This is a genomic window from Janthinobacterium sp. PC23-8 (assembly GCF_002250505.1).
Lineage (GTDB): Bacteria > Pseudomonadota > Gammaproteobacteria > Burkholderiales > Burkholderiaceae_D > Janthinobacterium.
Genome location: NZ_NJGY01000004.1, coordinates 139,682 through 156,536, shown reverse-complemented (window position 1 = coordinate 156,536; position 16,855 = coordinate 139,682). Strand labels below are relative to the sequence as shown.

At 65.2% G+C, this 16,855-nt stretch carries 14 protein-coding genes; 13 read left to right on the top strand and 1 reads right to left on the bottom strand.

The window, feature by feature from the left end:
• The first annotated feature begins 67 nt into the window (after window positions 1–67).
• The 13 genes from CD932_RS24270 (at window position 68) to CD932_RS24210 (ending at window position 16,307) form a co-directional block, all read left to right on the top strand.
• Window positions 68–2,191: a sodium-translocating pyrophosphatase gene (locus CD932_RS24270; RefSeq protein ID WP_094445470.1), complete on the top strand. Its 2,124-nt coding sequence runs from the start codon at window positions 68–70 to the stop codon at window positions 2,189–2,191.
• Between the two features lie 136 nt (window positions 2,192–2,327).
• The gene (locus CD932_RS24265; protein WP_094445469.1) at window positions 2,328–2,756 is read left to right on the top strand and encodes a hypothetical protein; all 429 of its coding nucleotides are present in this window, start codon (window positions 2,328–2,330) and stop codon (window positions 2,754–2,756) included.
• 26 nt (window positions 2,757–2,782) lie between these two features.
• Complete coding sequence (locus CD932_RS24260; protein WP_094445468.1) at window positions 2,783–3,274, top strand: glycine zipper family protein; 492 nt, start codon at window positions 2,783–2,785, stop codon at window positions 3,272–3,274.
• A gap of 131 nt (window positions 3,275–3,405) precedes the next feature.
• Window positions 3,406–3,852 carry a hypothetical protein gene (locus CD932_RS24255; protein WP_141213361.1) on the top strand — a complete coding sequence of 149 codons (447 nt, stop codon included), beginning with the start codon at window positions 3,406–3,408 and terminating at the stop codon, window positions 3,850–3,852.
• Between the two features lie 111 nt (window positions 3,853–3,963).
• On the top strand, window positions 3,964–5,229 hold the full coding sequence (locus CD932_RS24250) for a hypothetical protein (RefSeq protein ID WP_094445466.1): 1,266 nt from the start codon (window positions 3,964–3,966) through the stop codon (window positions 5,227–5,229).
• Complete coding sequence (locus tag CD932_RS24245; RefSeq protein WP_094445465.1) at window positions 5,226–5,567, top strand: SMR family transporter; 342 nt, start codon at window positions 5,226–5,228, stop codon at window positions 5,565–5,567. Before CD932_RS24250 ends, CD932_RS24245 begins: the two co-directional genes overlap by 4 nt.
• A gap of 122 nt (window positions 5,568–5,689) precedes the next feature.
• Window positions 5,690–6,448, top strand: coding sequence for a 3-hydroxyacyl-CoA dehydrogenase (locus tag CD932_RS24240; protein WP_094445464.1), 759 nt, complete (start codon window positions 5,690–5,692; stop codon window positions 6,446–6,448).
• Window positions 6,449–6,541: 93 nt separating this feature from the next.
• A complete protein-coding gene (locus tag CD932_RS24235; RefSeq protein ID WP_094445463.1) occupies window positions 6,542–7,714 on the top strand; it encodes a patatin-like phospholipase family protein in 1,173 nt (390 codons plus the stop codon).
• Between the two features lie 78 nt (window positions 7,715–7,792).
• Complete coding sequence (locus tag CD932_RS24230; protein WP_094445462.1) at window positions 7,793–12,001, top strand: two-component regulator propeller domain-containing protein; 4,209 nt, start codon at window positions 7,793–7,795, stop codon at window positions 11,999–12,001.
• An 89-nt stretch (window positions 12,002–12,090) separates the two neighbouring features.
• Window positions 12,091–12,816, top strand: coding sequence for a response regulator (locus tag CD932_RS24225; protein ID WP_094445461.1), 726 nt, complete (start codon window positions 12,091–12,093; stop codon window positions 12,814–12,816).
• A gap of 159 nt (window positions 12,817–12,975) precedes the next feature.
• Window positions 12,976–13,737, top strand: coding sequence for a PEP_CTERM-anchored TLD domain-containing protein (locus CD932_RS24220; RefSeq protein ID WP_094445460.1), 762 nt, complete (start codon window positions 12,976–12,978; stop codon window positions 13,735–13,737).
• Window positions 13,727–15,199, top strand: a complete 1,473-nt coding sequence (locus tag CD932_RS24215) for an MBOAT family protein (protein ID WP_094445459.1) — start codon at window positions 13,727–13,729, stop codon at window positions 15,197–15,199. The genes CD932_RS24220 and CD932_RS24215 overlap by 11 nt, the downstream gene beginning before the upstream one ends.
• Before the next feature lie 16 nt (window positions 15,200–15,215).
• A complete protein-coding gene (locus CD932_RS24210) occupies window positions 15,216–16,307 on the top strand; it encodes a hypothetical protein (protein WP_141213360.1) in 1,092 nt (363 codons plus the stop codon).
• A gap of 29 nt (window positions 16,308–16,336) precedes the next feature.
• Here CD932_RS24210 and CD932_RS24205 read toward each other — a convergent pair whose 3' ends face one another.
• On the bottom strand, window positions 16,337–16,738 hold the full coding sequence (locus CD932_RS24205) for a nuclear transport factor 2 family protein (protein WP_176461125.1): 402 nt from the start codon (window positions 16,736–16,738) through the stop codon (window positions 16,337–16,339).
• Between the last annotated feature and the right edge of the window lie 117 nt (window positions 16,739–16,855).

Genomic DNA, 16,855 nt, shown 5'->3' with positions numbered 1-16,855 from the left:
CGCGCGCCCTTATCCGGGGCGTGGCGGTCGTTGGCAATAACGTCGTATAAAAACAGAAGGAGACGATATGGCAGCCAGTCTGTGGTTTGCGGTAGCCTGCGGCGTGGTCGCAGTCATTTACGGTTTGCTCTCGCGCAGCTGGATCTTGCGACAGGACCCGGGCAATGCGCGCATGCAGGAAATCGCGCTGGCAATCCAGCAGGGCGCGGCCGCCTACCTGGCGCGCCAGTACCGCACCATCGCGTTTGTGGGCGTGGTGCTGCTGATCGCCATCTATGCCTTGTTGGGCGTGCACACGGCGCTCGGTTTCCTGATCGGTGCCGTGCTGTCGGGCGCCTGCGGCTTTATCGGCATGAACGTCTCGGTGCGCGCCAATGTGCGCACGGCGCAGGCCGCCACCCTGGGCATCAACCAGGCCCTGAACGTGGCTTTCAAGGGCGGTGCGATTACCGGCATGCTGGTGGTCGGCCTGGGTTTACTCGGAGTAACCCTGTTCTACTGGCTGCTGGCTTCGACCGGCGCGGCCGGGCTGTCGCAGCATGAGCTGATCAAGCCCCTGATCGGGCTGGCCTTTGGCGCCTCGCTCATTTCCATCTTCGCGCGCCTGGGCGGCGGCATTTTTACCAAGGGCGCCGACGTGGGGGCGGACCTGGTTGGCAAGGTCGAGGCCGGCATCCCGGAAGACGACCCGCGCAACCCGGCCGTGATCGCCGACAACGTGGGCGACAACGTCGGCGACTGCGCCGGCATGGCGGCCGACCTGTTCGAAACCTATGTCGTGACCCTGATCGCCACCATGCTGCTGGGCGCGCTGCTGCTGGGCGAGGCGAGTAGCGCGGCCATCATCTATCCGCTGCTGCTGGGCGCGGTGTCCATCCTGGCGTCGATTGTCGGCTGCTCGATGGTCAAAACCGCGCCCGGCAAGAAAATCATGTCGGCCCTGTACACGGGGCTGTGGTGGGCGGCCGGCCTGTCGCTGCTGGGCTTTGCCGTGGTCACCTGGCTGCTGTGGCCAAGCGACGCGATGCGCTACAAGATGATGGGTTCCAGCGTGGTCGGCATCGTGCTCACGGGCCTGATGGTGTATATCACCGAGTACTACACGGGTACCGACTTCAAGCCGGTGCGCCATATCGCCGAAGCGTCGACCACCGGCCACGGCACCAATATCATTGCCGGCCTCGGCGTATCAATGAAGTCGACCGCCTATCCGGTGCTGGCCGTGTGCGTGGCGATCCTGGTGTCGTACCAGCTGGGGGGCCTGTACGGCATCGCGATCGCGGCCACCGCCATGCTGTCGATGGCCGGCATTATCGTTGCGCTCGACGCTTACGGCCCGATTACCGACAACGCGGGCGGCATCGCCGAAATGTCGGGCCTGCCCGACTCCGTGCGCGCGATTACCGACCCGCTCGACGCCGTCGGCAACACCACCAAGGCCGTCACCAAGGGGTATGCCATCGGCTCGGCCGGCCTGGCCGCGCTGGTGCTGTTCGCCGACTATACGCATGCGCTCGAATCGGTGGGCCAGCACATCACGTTTGATCTGTCGAACCCGATGGTGATCGTCGGCCTGTTTATCGGCGGCCTGATTCCTTACCTGTTCGGCGCGATGGCGATGGAGGCGGTGGGGCGCGCGGCCGGCGCCGTGGTGGTGGAAGTGCGGCGCCAGTTCCGCGACATCAAGGGCATCATGGAAGGTACGGCGCGGCCCGAATATGACAAGGCGGTCGACATGCTGACGGCTTCGGCGATCCGCGAAATGATCGTGCCATCGTTACTGCCGGTGGTGGTGCCCATCGTGGTCGGCATGCTGCTGGGGCCGGCGGCGCTGGGGGGCTTGCTGATGGGGACGATCGTCACCGGCCTGTTCGTGGCCATTTCCATGACCACCGGCGGCGGCGCCTGGGACAACGCCAAAAAATATATCGAGGACGGTCATTTCGGCGGCAAGGGTTCCGACGCGCACAAGGCGGCCGTCACCGGCGACACCGTGGGCGACCCCTACAAGGACACGGCCGGGCCGGCCGTCAACCCCCTGATCAAGATCATCAATATCGTGGCGCTGCTGCTGGTGCCGTTGCTGCCGGCCACCGGCTGGCTGGCCGTCAAGGCGCCGGCGCCCGTGACCGCCGCCGCGCCACCGATATTGACGCCGCAGACGCCGGCCCAGCTGGCGCCGCCGCAGTAGCTTGGCCAGCGGCCGCTATTTCTCGTACTCCATATCGGCCGCGTATCAAAAGTGAGAAATTGTTACGGCACCTTTTGTCCGCTTCACTGTCTGTCAATAATGGAGATGATTGCAGACAGTGACGACGGAGGAGGTCATGGACAAGTCTGAACAAGCACGCGGCCGCCGCCCGGCGCCGCTGGTGGCGGCCGCCGTCGCCGTGGTGGCCGTGCTGGCCGCCCTGGCCAGTCCTTCACTGGCCTGGGGCTTTGATCGCGGTCACGGTCCCGGTCATGGCCATGGTCATTTTCATGGTCACCGCCACCACCATTCGCATGCCAGCGTCTGGATTGGTTCGTCCTGGCGCTATGGTCCGGGCTGGTATGACGATCCCTGGTACCGGCCCTACGCCTATCGCTACGGCCGCCCGGCCGTGATCGTGCAGACGCCGCCCGTGTATATCGAGCAGGGCGGCGTGCCGACGGCGCAGATGTGGTACTACTGCGCCCGTCCCCAGGGCTACTATCCGTATGTCAACAGTTGCGCAACGCCGTGGCGCGCCGTGCCGCCCGGCAGCGTGCGCTAGCGATTTCCTGAGCAGCGAGGTGGAACATGAAACGAATGCACGTGATGGTATTGCTGGCGCCTTTGGTGCTGGCCGCCTGCGCGGTCACGCCCAACGGACCATCGGTGATGGTCTTGCCCGGCACGGGCAAGAGCTTTGACCAGTTTCGCAGCGATGACCTGCAGTGCCGCAGCTACGCGCAAGGGCAGCTCGGCGGCGCCTCGGCCCAGCAGGCCGGCGTCGACAGTGGCCTGCGCAGCGCGGCGCTCGGCACCGTGCTTGGTGCGGTAGCGGGCGCCGCCATCGATGGCGGCCATGGCGCTGGCGTGGGCGCCGGCACCGGCTTGGTGTTCGGCAGCCTGGCCGGCACCGGCGCGGCCGACAGTTCTGCGTATGGCATGCAGCAGCGCTATGACAGCGCCTACCAGCAATGCATGTACGCCAGCGGCCACAAGGTGCCGGTCGCCGGCCAAATGATGAGCCAGGTGCCCGCCAATGCCGCCACCCCGCCGCCGAACACGCCGCCGCCGCGCTGGTAGCCAGGCTGCTGGCGGGCTCCACGAGTCCGGATGGCTGGCCCGCGCCGGTACTGTTGAAAAAGCGTTACTCTGGCCCTGTCTTGCGCCGCGCAGGCCTGCCATGCAGTCATCACCGTTTGCGGGAGAACCGGATGAGATCCACCCTATTGCTGTTGTTGTTCGTCGGCGGCGCCTGGGCTGCCGGACAGGAAGCGACCAACGATCCCGTGCCCGTCACAGCGCTGCCGATCTGCCGCCTCGATCCGCAAGACCCCACCAGGCTGGCCATCGAACCGTGCGCCACGGCGCCGCCGGTGGCGCCGCGCCGGGCCGTGCCGCAGGTGATGGGTCGCATGCCGGCCACCCGCATGCCGCCACCGGTGATTGAATATCAAACTGAGCATCAAACTGAGCATCAAACGCTGCCGCCGGCAAGCCATGCGCCGGTGCCAGGTGCGCCCTTGCCGATCAATTCCTGCGACAGCGGCGGCTGCCGCGACGCCTCGGGCATGCGTCATGACGGCGGCGTCGGCAATGCCACGCTCGACGCCAATGGGCGCGTCTGCCATCGCAATGGCGCGTTCCTGCAGTGTTTCTAAAGAAGCTACAAGGGGCGCCTGTTTATATCGTTATTTATTTGGCTAGATCATGCGACAATCATCATGCAAAGTTTATAATTGCATGGTGATTAAACTTTCCCGCTACTCCCCATGAGCCTCGATCGCCTTCGCCGGCAACTGCTGCTGTTCTCCCTGTGCATGGCGGTACTGCTGGTTATGTCCTTCCTGGCTGGCGGCGCGCTGCTGACGCAGATGTACCAGGGGCTGTCCCTGCCGGCATTGAACCGGCTGCTGGCGCATGCCGGCAGGCATCCCCTCGATTTCTACCTCGACAAGCTCAACGGGCTGCTGACCTTTTGCCTGATCCTGTGGCTGGTCGTGACCGCCACAGCAGCGCTGGCCCTGCATCGTTTGCGCCGGCCTCTCGCTGCGGGCAGTGACTGGCGCGATTACCTGATCTTTGCCACCTACGCGGCGGCGGCGCTGGGTTTCCTGGCGTATTACGGCACCGAAGAACAATGGTATGTGATCGAGCAGATCATGGCCTATGAAGGCCGGCCGCCGTTCCAGCATCGCGTGCTGTTCATTTTCCCGGCGCAACTGCTGCACTACGCGATGCCGCAGCTGGGCGCGATCGCGGCTTTCTTGTGCGCGCAGATGCTGGCCGTGGTGCTGATGCTGTGGGCGGTGCGCCGTCTGGCCAGCCGGTTCATCCGCCGCGACCTGGCCTTTATGGGGCAGGCGCTGGCGCTGTGCATGTGGGCGCCGACGCTCGAGTACTACACCTTTTATGATATCGGCATCATCTTTGTGTTTGCCTTTTGCCTCTACCATTTGTTGCGGCGCGAATGGCTGCCTTATCTGGCGATGCTGGTGGTGGGCACCTTCAATCACGAGATCACGCTGTTCCTGATCGTCGCCAGCGCCTGCATGTTTTTCGGCAGCATGCCGCTGCGCTCGCTGGCCGGCTGGCTTGCGCTGCAACTGCTCTTGTATGGCCTGGTGCGCCTGCTGCTGTTCCATGTGCTGCCGGCGCACCAGGCCTGGGAAGGCGGCAAGCTGATGTTCAATCTCCATCTGCTGCAGGACGAACCGCGCCTGCTGGTGCGCAAGCTGTGGCCCTTGCTGTTGTGGTATGCCCTGGCTGCCACCGGCTGGCGCCATGCCCCGTCGCCGCTGCGCCGTGGCGTCATCATCCTGCCTTGTTTGTTTGTCATGACGGCGCTGGTGGGGCAGTTCAACGAAGCGCGTCAGTTCGACGCTTTCATTCCTGTCGCCATGGCATTGATGCTGTGTTCGCTCAGTGCCCGCCTCGGCACCGCCGCCGTGCGCGTGCCGGCCGAGGGCCGGGGGCAGCCGGCCAGGCCGCAGGCATCGGCGCCAGCCTGCCAGCACTCACCTGAAAATTGCCCATGAATACTGTTTTTGCAGGATACCTCTGGTGCGCGATGGCTGCCATCGCCAGCGCTGCCGCCACCTTGTTGATCAAAATGTCCGGCCAGCACGGCGGCGGCATCAACCTGCAGCGCCTGGCCTGGCTGGGCGGCGCCGGCGGCGCCTATGCGCTGGGCTTCATCTGCTACGCGGTGGCGCTGGAAAAACTGCAGATCAGCCTGGCCTATCCCGCCATGACTGCCATTACCATGGCGCTGGTCACCGTGCTCGGCTGCGTCGTGTTGCAGGAGGCGCTGACGCTGCCGAAAATAGCCGGCATCGTCCTGATCACGGCAGGCGCTTTCGTGCTGTCGCGCTGATTCTTCCAGTCCTGCCCGCAGTAATGCTGGCTACAAGGCAAAAAATCGCTACAATTAGCGCTGGCATGACGTTTACGTAAACGTTAATGTAAGCACATTCATTCAAACCAACAGAGGACTTCATGCAAATTCAGGACAATGTATTTATCATCACCGGCGGCGCTTCGGGCCTGGGCGCGGCCACCGCGCGCATGCTCACGCTTGCCGGCGGCAAGGTCGTGCTGGCCGACGTGCAGGTCGACGCCGGCCAGGCGCTGGCTGCCGAACTGAACGGCGTCTTCGTGCGATGCGACGTGACATCGGAGGAAGACGGCCTGGCGGTGGTGGCAGCGGCAAGCGAACTGGGTACCTTGCGCGGCCTGGTCAACTGCGCCGGCGTGGCGCCGGCCGCGAAAACCGTCGGCAAGGATGGCCCGCATCCGTTGGCGCTGTTCCAGAAAGTGGTCAACATCAACCTGGTCGGCACCTTCAATATGTGCCGCCTGGCGGCCGATGCCATGGGCAAGCTCGATGCCACCAGCGAAGGCGAGCGCGGCATCATCATCAATACGGCGTCGGTGGCGGCCTTTGACGGCCAGATCGGCCAGGCCGCCTATGCCTCGTCCAAGGCAGCGGTGGCGGGGTTGACCCTGCCGATGGCGCGCGACCTGTCGCGCAGCGGCATCCGCGTGATGACCGTGGCGCCCGGCATTTTCGAAACGCCGATGGTGCTCGGCATGCCGGCCGAAGTGCAGGATGCGCTGGGCAAGATGGTGCCATTCCCTTCGCGCCTGGGCAAGCCCGACGAATATGCGCAGCTGGTGAAAGCGATTGTTGAAAACGTGATGCTCAATGGCGAAACCATCCGCCTCGATGGCGCGATTCGCATGCAACCGAAGTAAAAGCTGCCTTGCGGCAAGCAGGCCATGGCGGCGTAACAACAGCGCCGCCATCAAGTTTTCCCAAAAGCATCTTGAGCCTGCTAATCTGCCCGCATGGGAACGGAAAATAATAAAACAGGCTTGATACTGACCGGCGGCGGGGCACGCGCGGCCTACCAGGTGGGGGTGCTGCAAGCGATCTCGTCCATCCTGCTTGAAGCGGGCTGGGCGCCGGAGCGCAATCCCTTCGACATTATCTGCGGCACCTCGGCCGGCGCCATCAACGCCACCGCGCTGGCCTGCCGCGCCGACCATTTCGGCGAAGGCGTGCAAAAGCTGCTCGACGTGTGGCAGCATATCCAGGTTGAGCAGGTCTACCGCGCCGATTCGCTGGGCGTGATCCGTTCGGGCGCGCGCTGGCTGTCGCTGCTGTCGTTCGGCTGGCTGCTGCGCCAGTGGCATGCATCGCCGCCCAGTTCCCTGCTCGACAACACGCCGCTGGTCAGCCTGCTGCACCGCATGCTCGACCTGCCGCGCCTGGACGCGGCGCTGGCCGACGGCCGCCTGCATGCGCTGGCCGTCACCGCCTCGTCGTACTCGGGCAGCCGGCACATGACGTTCTACCAGACCGGCGCCGAGATCGCTCCCTGGGTGCGCACCCAGCGCCTGGCGCTGCAGGACCAGATCGGCGTCGAGCACCTGCTGGCCTCGGCCGCGATTCCCTTTATCTTCCCGGCCGTGCCCTTGTTTATCGGCGGCCAGATGGAATACTGCGGCGACGGTTCGATGCGCCAGTTGGCGCCCATTTCGCCGGCCATCCACCTGGGCGCGAACAAGGTGCTGGTGGTGGGCGCCGGGCGCATGACGGAACCGGCGCCCGGCAAGGCCGAATCGGCGCGCTACCCGAGCCTGGCGCAGATCGCCGGCCATGCGCTGTCGTCGATCTTCCTCGACGGGCTGGCGGTCGATATCGAGCGCCTGAACCGCATCAACCTGACGTTATCGATGCTGCCGCCCGAATTATTGGGCAAGACAGCGCTGCGGCCGGTCGAGTTGCTGGTGATCGCGCCGTCCGAGCGGCTCGACGCGATCGCCAGCCGCCATATCGGCAGCTTGCCGCGGCCGATACGCACCATGTTGTCGGGCATCGGCGCGGCCGAAGCGCGGGGTGCGGCGCTGGCGTCGTATTTATTGTTTGAATCAACGTATACTAACGAGCTGATTCGTCTTGGACAGCGCGACACGCAGGCCCGCAAGGACGATGTACTGGCGTTTTTCGCCGCCTGATGCGCAATCGCGCATTTTTTTGACTGGACGATTGTGCGGGTATTTCGACGTGTATGCGCTGTGGCGTGGTTGGTGTGCATGCTGGTGGGTGGCTGGGGGGAAGCCGGGGCGGCGCCGGCGCGCACCTTGCGTTTCGACCAGCTCAGCGTCGAACACGGCCTGGCGCAGGAATCGGTGCTGGCCATTGCCCAGGATGCGCAAGGCTTCATGTGGTTCGGCAGCCAGTCGGGCCTGAGCCGCTACGACGGCTACCGCGCGGTGGTCTACAAGAATATCGAAGGCGACCCTGCCAGCCTGGCCGACAACTGGGTCGGCGTGCTGCATGTCGACCGCGGCGGCCAGTTATGGGTCGGCACCGACAATGGCCTGGACCGTTTCGATTCGGCCACCCAGAGCTTTGTCCACTACCAGGCCCAGGGCAAGGGCAAGCGCGGCAACGGCAGCCGGCATATCAACGCCATCGTCGACGATGGCGTGCACGGTTTCTGGATCGGCACTGCCGACGGCCTGCAGCATTTCGACCTTGGCACCGGCGCCTTTCGCAGCTGGCACCATGAAGCAGGCAATCCTGACAGCCTGGTCGACAACGAAATCAAGAGCCTGGCGCTCGACGCCCAGGGCCGTCTGTGGATTGGCACGGTGACGGGGCTGGACATGCTGGCGCCCGGCGGTGAACGCTTTGAACATTTTGTGATCGATCCGTCGCCGGCCTCGAAATACAACCTGATCCATGCGCTGCTGGTCGACCGCGAGCAGAACCTGTGGATCGGCACGCGCGCCGGCGCCGAGCGCTGGCGCCTGGGCGCCAAGGGCCAGCCGCCCGTCTCGCGCCAGCGCCTGGGGCCGCAGCACGGCTTTGCGGCCCTGCGCGTGTCGAGCCTGTACCAGGACATCGACGGCACCGTCTGGCTGGGCAGCAATGCCGACGGCCTGCTGCGCTGGCAGTGCGAGAGCGATACCTTCCAGCAGTTCCGCCACCAGACGGGTGACAAGGTCAGCGTGGCCGACAACCAGCTGGCCTCGCTGTTCCGCGACCGCGCCGGCACCTTGTGGGTCGGCACCTGGTACAACGGCGTGAGCCGGGCCGACCTGGGCAGCGGCGGCTTTTCGCGCATGGTGCGCGCGCCCGGCGACATGGCCGCGCTGGCCGATAAAAAAGTGCGCGCGCTGGCCGATGCGGGCGCCGGCAAGCTGTGGCTGGCCACCAGTGGCGGCCTGAAACTGTATGACACGCGCGATGGTTCCACCGAACTGTTCGATTTCCAGTCCACGCCCGGCGTGTCGCGCGACGAGCAGGTGACCTCGCTGTACGCGCGCGGCGATGGCGCGCTGTGGGTGGGGGGCAGTTCGGGACTGCACCGCTTTGACCTGGCCACGCGGCGTTTTTCCACCACCCGCTTTGCCGTGGGCGACCCGAACAGCGACACCATCCGCAATGTGGCGGGCGAGCGCGGCGGCAAGCTGTGGGTCTCCACGCGCGGCGGCGTGCACCATTTCGATCCCGCCAGCGGCAAATTTTCCACCTACCGCCACGATCCCGCCAGGCCCGAAAGCCTGGCCGACAATACCGTGCGCCCGGTGCTGGAAGACAGCAAGGGACGGCTGTGGATAGGCACCTTCCACGGCCTGGACCTGTTCGAGCGCGCCACCGGCACCTTCCGCCATTACCGCCACGATGCGAAGGACGCGTCCAGTCTCAGTCACGACGAAGTGCACTACCTGCATGAGGACAAACGCGGCGTGCTGTGGGTGGGCACGGCCAATGGCCTGAACCGCATGGATGTCGATGCGCAGGGCGCCATCCGCTTCCGGCGCTTCCTGCGCAAGGACGGCATGGCCGACGATGCGGTTGCCAGCATCCTCGGCGACGACAACGAGCAGCTCTGGCTCAGCACCAACAGCGGCATCACCCGGCTCGACATGCGCAGCGGCCAGTTTCGCAACTACGACAGCGCCGACGGCACGGCCGAGGGCTCCTACTTCGACGGCGCCGCCTTGCGCGCCGAGGACGGCACCATGTATTTCGGCGGCTTCAACGGCATGACCGCCTTTGTGCCGGCCGAGATCCACGACAATCGCGTGCCGCCGCTGGTGGCCATCACGGAACTGCAGGTGTTCAACAAGCACGTCGCGGTGGGGCGCGGCGAGTTTGCCCACCTGCTGCACACGGCCATCGACCACACGCGCAGCCTGACCCTGACCAGCCGCGAGAGCGTGTTTTCGCTCGAGTTCGCGGCCCTGCATTTTGCCGCGCCGCAGCGCAATATGTTCGCTTACCGGCTCGAAGGTTTTGACCAGGACTGGGTCATGACGGACGCCGGCCGGCGCTTTGCCACCTACACCAATCTCGATCCGGGCGAGTATGTGTTCCGCGTCAAGGCGGCCAACAAGGACGGCGTCTGGAACGAGACCGGCACCACCCTGGCCATTACCATCCTGCCGCCGACCTGGAAGACCTGGTGGTTCCGCACCGTGGCCGTGCTGTTGCTGGTCGGCGCCATCTACGGCGCCTACCGCCAGCGCATGGGCGCCGTGCGGCGCCAGCAGGGCAAGCTGGAAAAACTGGTCAGCGCGCGCACGGCCGAGGTGTCGCAAAAAAACCTGGAGCTGCAATCCAAGGAGATCGAGGTGCGGGCCCAGGCCGACGAGCTGGCGCTGGCCAACGCCAGCCTGACGCAAAACGAGGAAAGCCTGCGCCTGGCCAAGCGCAAGGCCGAGGACGCGACGCGGCAGAAATCGGAATTTCTGGCCAATATGAGCCACGAGATGCGCACCCCGCTGGCCGGCGTGATCGGCATGCTGGGCTTTGCCCTGCGCGACGGCCAGTTGCACGAAGCGACGCGCGAACAGATCCTGCGCGGCCAGGCCAATGCCCAGTCGCTGCTGGCGATCATCAACGACCTGCTCGATTTTTCGAAGATCGAAGCGGGCAAGCTGACCATGGAAAACATCGATTTCGCGCTCGGCGCGGCAATCGACAACGTGGCCAGCCTGTTCGGGGAACAGGCGGCCGCGCGCAGCATCGGCTTTGCGATCGACCTGGCGCCCGACCTGCCCGGCTTCGTGGTGGGCGACCCGACGCGCTTGCGCCAGGTGCTGGTCAACCTGGTCGGCAACGCCTTCAAGTTCACCCAGCGCGGCGGCGTGCGCCTGCGCGTCGAGCGCTGCGGCCTGGCGCCGGTTGCGCCGGGCGCGCGCCAGGCCAATCTGATCCGCTTTACCGTCAGCGACAGCGGCATCGGCATCGAAGCCGATGCGATGGAGCGCCTGTTCCAGAAATTCGAACAGGCTGACGCCAGCACCACGCGCCGCTACGGCGGCACCGGACTGGGCCTGGCGATCTGCCGCCAGCTGGTCGAACTGATGGGCGGCGACATCGCCGTGGCCAGCGTGCCGGGGCAGGGCAGCACGTTCCAGTTCACCGTGCCGCTGGCCGACGGCGTGGCGCCGCTGTTGGTGCCGCAGGTGGCGCTCGCGCCGCACAGCCACCAGTTGCGCGTGCTGTGCGCCGAGGATTTTCCGACCAACCAGATCATCATTCGCGTGATGCTCGAAGACCTGGGGCACCGGGTCGAGGTGGTGGCCAATGGCGCGCTGGCCGTGGCCGCCTGCACGCAAACGCGCTACGACCTGGTGCTGATGGACGGCCGCATGCCCGAAATGGACGGCGCCACGGCGACGCGCCTGATACGCGCCGGCGGCCTGCCGGACCAGCCGGTCTGCGACCAGCAGGTGATGATCGTCGCGCTGACGGCCAACGCCAGCGACGAAGATCGCAGCCGCTACCTGGGCGCCGGCATGGACGACTTTCTCAGCAAACCGGTCGACGAGGCGGCGCTGCACTGCCTGCTGGGACGCGCCATCGCGCGCCAGTTGGCGCGCGGCCATCTGCTGCCGCCCCTGCCATCCATGCCGCCACGGCTGCTGGCGCGCGGCCAGGCCGAACTCGATGCGCTGTTCGGCGTGGCGCCGGCCGCCACCGCTCCCCCGGCGGGGCAGGGCGCAGGCAGCGAGGCGCTGCGGCGGCGATTGCGTCGCGCCTTTGCGCAGGACCTGGCCGGCCGGCTGGCCGAACTCGACGTGGCGCTGGCCGCGCGCGACAGCGACGCTGCCGGGCGCCTGCTGCATGGCTTCAAGGGCAGCGCCGCCTATCTCGACGAAGCGGCCCTGCATCTGCTGTGCACGGAAATGGAAGCGGCGGCCGACGGCGGCCACTGGGCGCGCGTGGCGCAAGCGCTGCCGCGCCTGCACGCCCTGCTGGCGGAAATCAGCGCCAGGCCAGCATGATGCATGAAAAACAATCTGCGCTGCGACCAGCGCGAAGTTCGGTAGAATAAGGACCCGGCGTATTGCAGGCGCCGGCGATGGAGACGGCAATGAAAGTACTGGTGGTCGATGATGATGTGGTGTCGCGCATGGTGCTGATGCACCTGATCGACAGTTGCGGTGTGCACGATATCGTGGAAGCGGAGGACGGCGCCGCCGCCTGGCAGCAGCTCGAAGGCGGGTTGCGCCCGACCCTGTGTTTCTGCGACCTGCGCATGCCGCGCCTGTCCGGCATGGAGTTGCTGCGCAAGGTGCGCGCCGACAGCGCGCTCGACGCCATGCCGCTGGTGCTGGTGTCCTCGGCCAACGACCAGGACACGGTGCGCGACGCGGTGCGCGCCGGCGCCGCCGGCTATATCGTCAAACCGTTCCAGCAGGAACAGGTGCGCCAGCACCTCGATGCCTGCTGCGCTGTCGCTGCCGCTGCCGCTGATGCGCCGCTGGCCGAAGCGCCGGGCCTGACCTTGCGGCGGCTGGGCGTCGATCGCGAACGCCTGCAGGCCTACCTGGCCGGCTTCCAGGAGCAGGCCGGGGCGGCCGCCAGCGTGGTCGAGACGCTGCTGGCGCACGGCGAGCCGGCCCAGGCGCGCCAGCAGGTCGAACGCCTGCACCTGGGCTGCAGCACCCTGGGATTGTTCGCCGCAGCCGGCGAGCTGGCCGCCGTGCTGCAAGCGCCGGTGCTCGACGGCGCGGCGCTGCAAGGCGCACTGGCGACGCTGGTGCGCAGTACGGCCGATCAGGCCCGGTTGCTGCGCCTGCATGCCGGTAACGACTGAAACGGCTGAAACGGCTGAAACGGCTGAAGCGGCTGTTGGCCAGCCTCACCGGCGGCAGCCTCCGGCCTTGTGCCAAGCCATATAAAAATATTATCAAGGATGTTTTGTTTGGTAACACTATAATGCCCTGGTAGATAAACAATCACCGGTGAGGGACGTATGCAAACTGTTGTCAAGACCATCAGCAGCTGGGCGCTGGCAGTGGCCGCCCTGGCGTCTGGCCAGGGCGCGCAGGCCGCGACCACGCCGATATTGTTGTCTGAACAAAATACGGCGCAACTGTCATCGTGGCTGGGTGAAGGCCCGCTGTCGCTCACGCCCATCTACACCAAGGCGGCGGGCGACACCTCGCTCGACTTTCACGCGGCGGCCGATGGCAAGGGACGCACCTTTTCCGTCATGGAAGCGAGCAACAAGGCGGGCCAGACCTGGCTGGTCGGCGGCTACAATCCGCAAAGCTGGAGCGCCAGCGCCGGCCTGCATGTCACCATGCCCGACAGCGAGCGTACGGCCTTTCTGTTCAACCTGACATCGGGCTTGATGCTGCCGCAGCTGAAACAGTATTTCAGCGGCGACGGCATCGGCAGCGGCCAGACCTACAACGATCGCGATTTCGGCCCCACCTTCGGCATCGGCCACGACCTGTACGTGCCGCGCGACCTGACCAACGGTGGCTATTCCTATCTGTACACCTACAGCCCGGCTGGCCAGCCGGCCTCTGGCCTGAGCCTGGTGGACGGTTCGGCCAACGCCTCGGCGCTGACCTTTGGCGCGCTGCAGGTGTACAGCATCAGCGCGGTGCCGCAGCCGGCCACGGCCGGCATGCTGCTGGCGGGCCTGGCCCTGCTCGGCGGCCTGTATGCGCGCAAGCGCGCCATGCCTGCCGATCCATCCTTGCCAGGGATGTGCAGTGCTATTTAATTCGTTTGCGTTTTTCCTGGTTTTCCTGCCGCTGGCCCTGCTTGGATATTTTGTTCTTTCCCGCTACTCACTGCGGCTGTCCATCATTTTCCTGCTGTTCGCCTCGGTGGCGTTTTACTGTTATTGGGATATCAGCTTCCTGCCGCTGCTGGCCGTGTCGGTCTGCACCAACTTCGCCGTCGGCCGCGGCATTGCGCTGCGCCACGGCCAGGGCCGCCTGAAGGCGGCCAAGGGGGCGCTGGTGGCCGGCCTGGTGTTCAATCTGTCGCTGCTGGTGTTTTTCAAGTATGCCGACTTTTTGCTCGGCAATGTGGCGGCCCTGACGGGCGCGTCCATCGCACCGCTGGGCGTGGTCCTGCCCATCGGCATATCGTTCTTCACCTTTACCCAGATCGCCTATCTGGTCGACTGCCATGCGGGCAAGGTCAAGGATTATCACCCGGAAAGTTATGGCCTGTTCGTGACGTATTTCCCGCACCTGATCGCCGGCCCCATCCTGCATCACAAGGACATGATGCCGCAGTTCTCGCAGCCGGCCTCGCATGTGTTCCAGCGTGGCCGCCTGGTGCTGGGCCTGGGCTACTTTACCATCGGCCTGTTCAAGAAAGTCATCCTGGCCGACGGCGTGGCGCGCTTTGTCGGCCCCGTGTTCGACCTGCATCACCAGCACCTGACCATGCTCGAAGCCTGGGCCGGGGCGCTGGCCTACACCTTCCAGCTGTATTTCGATTTTTCGGCTTATTCCGACATGGCCTATGGCCTGTCCTATATGTTCGGCATCGTCTTGCCGATCAATTTCAATTCTCCCTACAAGGCCACCTCGATCATCGATTTCTGGCGCCGCTGGCACATCACGCTGTCGACGTTCCTGCGCGACTATCTGTATATCGCGCTGGGCGGCAACCGCCATGGCGCGTTCCAGCGCTACCGCAACCTGTTTCTCACCATGTTGCTGGGCGGCTTGTGGCATGGCGCCAACTGGACCTTTGTCGTGTGGGGCATGCTGCACGGCGCCTACCTGATCGTCAACCACGCCTTGCGCCATGTGCTGGGGCAGCGCGGCAACCTGGCGCTCAGGCTGGCTGGCGCGGCCGCGACTTTCCTGGCGGTGGTGCTGGCCTGGGTTTTCTTTCGCGCCAGCTCGGTCGCCGTCGCCGTCGACGTGCTGCAGGCCATGGCCGGCGGCACCTTGAGCCCGGGCATGCAAGGCGCGATGCTGGGCATGAGCCGCATCATGGCCTTGCCCTCGTGCCTGGCCTGGCTGGCGGCCTGCGCGCTGACGGCATTCTGCCTGCCCAATGCCTACCAGTTGCTGGGCCGGGGCCTGCGGCCGGAGCAGGAACAGCGGCTCGAAGGGCAGGGCGGCGCCCTGCTGCTGGGCGCCATGCTGCTGTTGTGCATGCTGTTGCTGGCGGTTAGCGAGACGCGCGGCGTGTCCGAATTTTTGTACTTTAATTTCTGATATGGACCGCTCTGCCATGCGTACTCCTCTTTTTATCGGCGCCGGTGCCCTGGCCATGGCCCTGCTGCTGGAGCTGGTGCTGCAGTGCTTGCCGGTGGCCAATGGCTTGCGCCTCGAAGCGAGCGACGCGCGCATGCCGCTCAGCCGCTACCTGCCGCGCCAGGACTATGTCTATTCGTATGGCTGGGCGCTCGACAATGCCCGTAGTGGCGTGACCAACCGGCAAGGCTATGCCAACTCGCCCGATTTCAGCGAACGGCCGGAAGTCCTGGTGCTCGGCAACAGTTTTGTGGAAAGCCTGATGCTCGACCAGCCCGATACCCTGCAGGGGCAGCTGGGGCGGCAACTGAATGGCGCCGTGCTGGCCGCCGCCAGTTCCGGCAATACCCTGGCCGACACCCTGGAGATGGCCCGCTATTACGTGCCGCGCCTGCATCCGCGCACGGTGGTGGTGCTGGTCGATGCGGGCAGCATGAATCATCTGCTGCAGCCGGCCACGCGCGGCCACAGCCAGTTCGAAGAGGGCGTGCGCGGCGTGCGCGTGGTGCACAATGCCTATGTGGAATCACCGCTGAAACAGCTGGTGTCGCACTGCGCGCTGGTGCGCTATGTGTATTACAACCTGAAACTGCCGGACTGGATTGCCTCGACCCTGCAAGCCAGGCGTAGTGCCGTCCCCGCCACGGCACCTGTCAGCGCGGCCACCAATGCTGCGCGCGCCCGGGTGTTTGACTATTACCTGTCGCAGCTGAACGCGGTGCCGGGCAGTGCCGGCATGCGCTACATCTTCGTCATCGATGGCGAGCGCAATCAACTCTACGATGCCCGCCATGGCCAGCTCAACTGGCTGGCGGACAACCGGCAGTTCCTGATCAAGCAGTTGCAACGACACGGCTATCCGGTGCTCGACATGCAGCCGGTCTTTGCGCGGCACTGGGCGGTGCAGCGCGAGCGGCTCGATTTCCTGCCGATGGATGGCCACTGGAACAAGGTGGCGCACGGCCTGGCGGCGCAGCAATTGTTGCCACTGTTATGCGCCGGCACCGGCTGCACGCTTCTTGCTCCGGCCCTCGCGGATGGCGCAAGACGAAAAGAAAAAACCGGCTGAGGCCGGTTTTTCTTTGAATCATGAACAGCTCAGGCGGCAGGTTTTTTGAGCAGCGACTTAAGCTGCGTGCGATCGTAATACACGGTGTCGCGCGCGATCTGGTCGCCGCGGATGACAAGCAGATCCATCCCTTTGGTCATCAGGCGATCAAGGGAGCCTGGTCGCCAGACTTCCATGTCCCAGAAAGCCACCAAGGCGTCCTGGCCTTCCAGCCGGTAGTGTTCGCGGATGGTCCAGCGCGTATCCCATGCCTCGAAATAGCGATTGAGATAGGTGCGCAACGCATCGCGTCCCTTGATGTGCACACCGGCGCCCGGTTCGCTGTAATCGACATCTTCCGTGTAGTACTGCAGGGTGCCTTCAACGTCGCGCTGGTCCCAGCATCGGGTCAGGCGCTGCGTCACATCCAGAAGTTGTTCAGTGGCTTGCATTTGCATGTCTCCTTGGTGCTTGAAATTGATGCTATCGATGCATTAAGTTAAACGACGCGTCGGTTTATTTTAATTGTATTGAGGCGGCTTTGTCAAACATCCGCGCCTTGTTCTCCA

Bases quoted from the DNA above. Each gene is read 5' to 3' on its own strand.
- CD932_RS24270 (WP_094445470.1), top strand. From the start codon at position 68: ATGGCAGCCAGTCTGTGGTTTGCGGTAGCCTGCGGCGTGGTCGCAGTC.
- CD932_RS24265 (WP_094445469.1), top strand. From the start codon at position 2,328: ATGGACAAGTCTGAACAAGCACGCGGCCGCCGCCCGGCGCCGCTGGTG.
- CD932_RS24260 (WP_094445468.1), top strand. From the start codon at position 2,783: ATGAAACGAATGCACGTGATGGTATTGCTGGCGCCTTTGGTGCTGGCC.
- CD932_RS24255 (WP_141213361.1), top strand. From the start codon at position 3,406: ATGAGATCCACCCTATTGCTGTTGTTGTTCGTCGGCGGCGCCTGGGCT.
- CD932_RS24250 (WP_094445466.1), top strand. From the start codon at position 3,964: ATGAGCCTCGATCGCCTTCGCCGGCAACTGCTGCTGTTCTCCCTGTGC.
- CD932_RS24245 (WP_094445465.1), top strand. From the start codon at position 5,226: ATGAATACTGTTTTTGCAGGATACCTCTGGTGCGCGATGGCTGCCATC.
- CD932_RS24240 (WP_094445464.1), top strand. From the start codon at position 5,690: ATGCAAATTCAGGACAATGTATTTATCATCACCGGCGGCGCTTCGGGC.
- CD932_RS24235 (WP_094445463.1), top strand. From the start codon at position 6,542: ATGGGAACGGAAAATAATAAAACAGGCTTGATACTGACCGGCGGCGGG.
- CD932_RS24230 (WP_094445462.1), top strand. From the start codon at position 7,793: ATGCTGGTGGGTGGCTGGGGGGAAGCCGGGGCGGCGCCGGCGCGCACC.
- CD932_RS24225 (WP_094445461.1), top strand. From the start codon at position 12,091: ATGAAAGTACTGGTGGTCGATGATGATGTGGTGTCGCGCATGGTGCTG.
- CD932_RS24220 (WP_094445460.1), top strand. From the start codon at position 12,976: ATGCAAACTGTTGTCAAGACCATCAGCAGCTGGGCGCTGGCAGTGGCC.
- CD932_RS24210 (WP_141213360.1), top strand. From the start codon at position 15,216: ATGCGTACTCCTCTTTTTATCGGCGCCGGTGCCCTGGCCATGGCCCTG.
- CD932_RS24205 (WP_176461125.1), bottom strand. From the start codon at position 16,738: ATGCAAGCCACTGAACAACTTCTGGATGTGACGCAGCGCCTGACCCGA.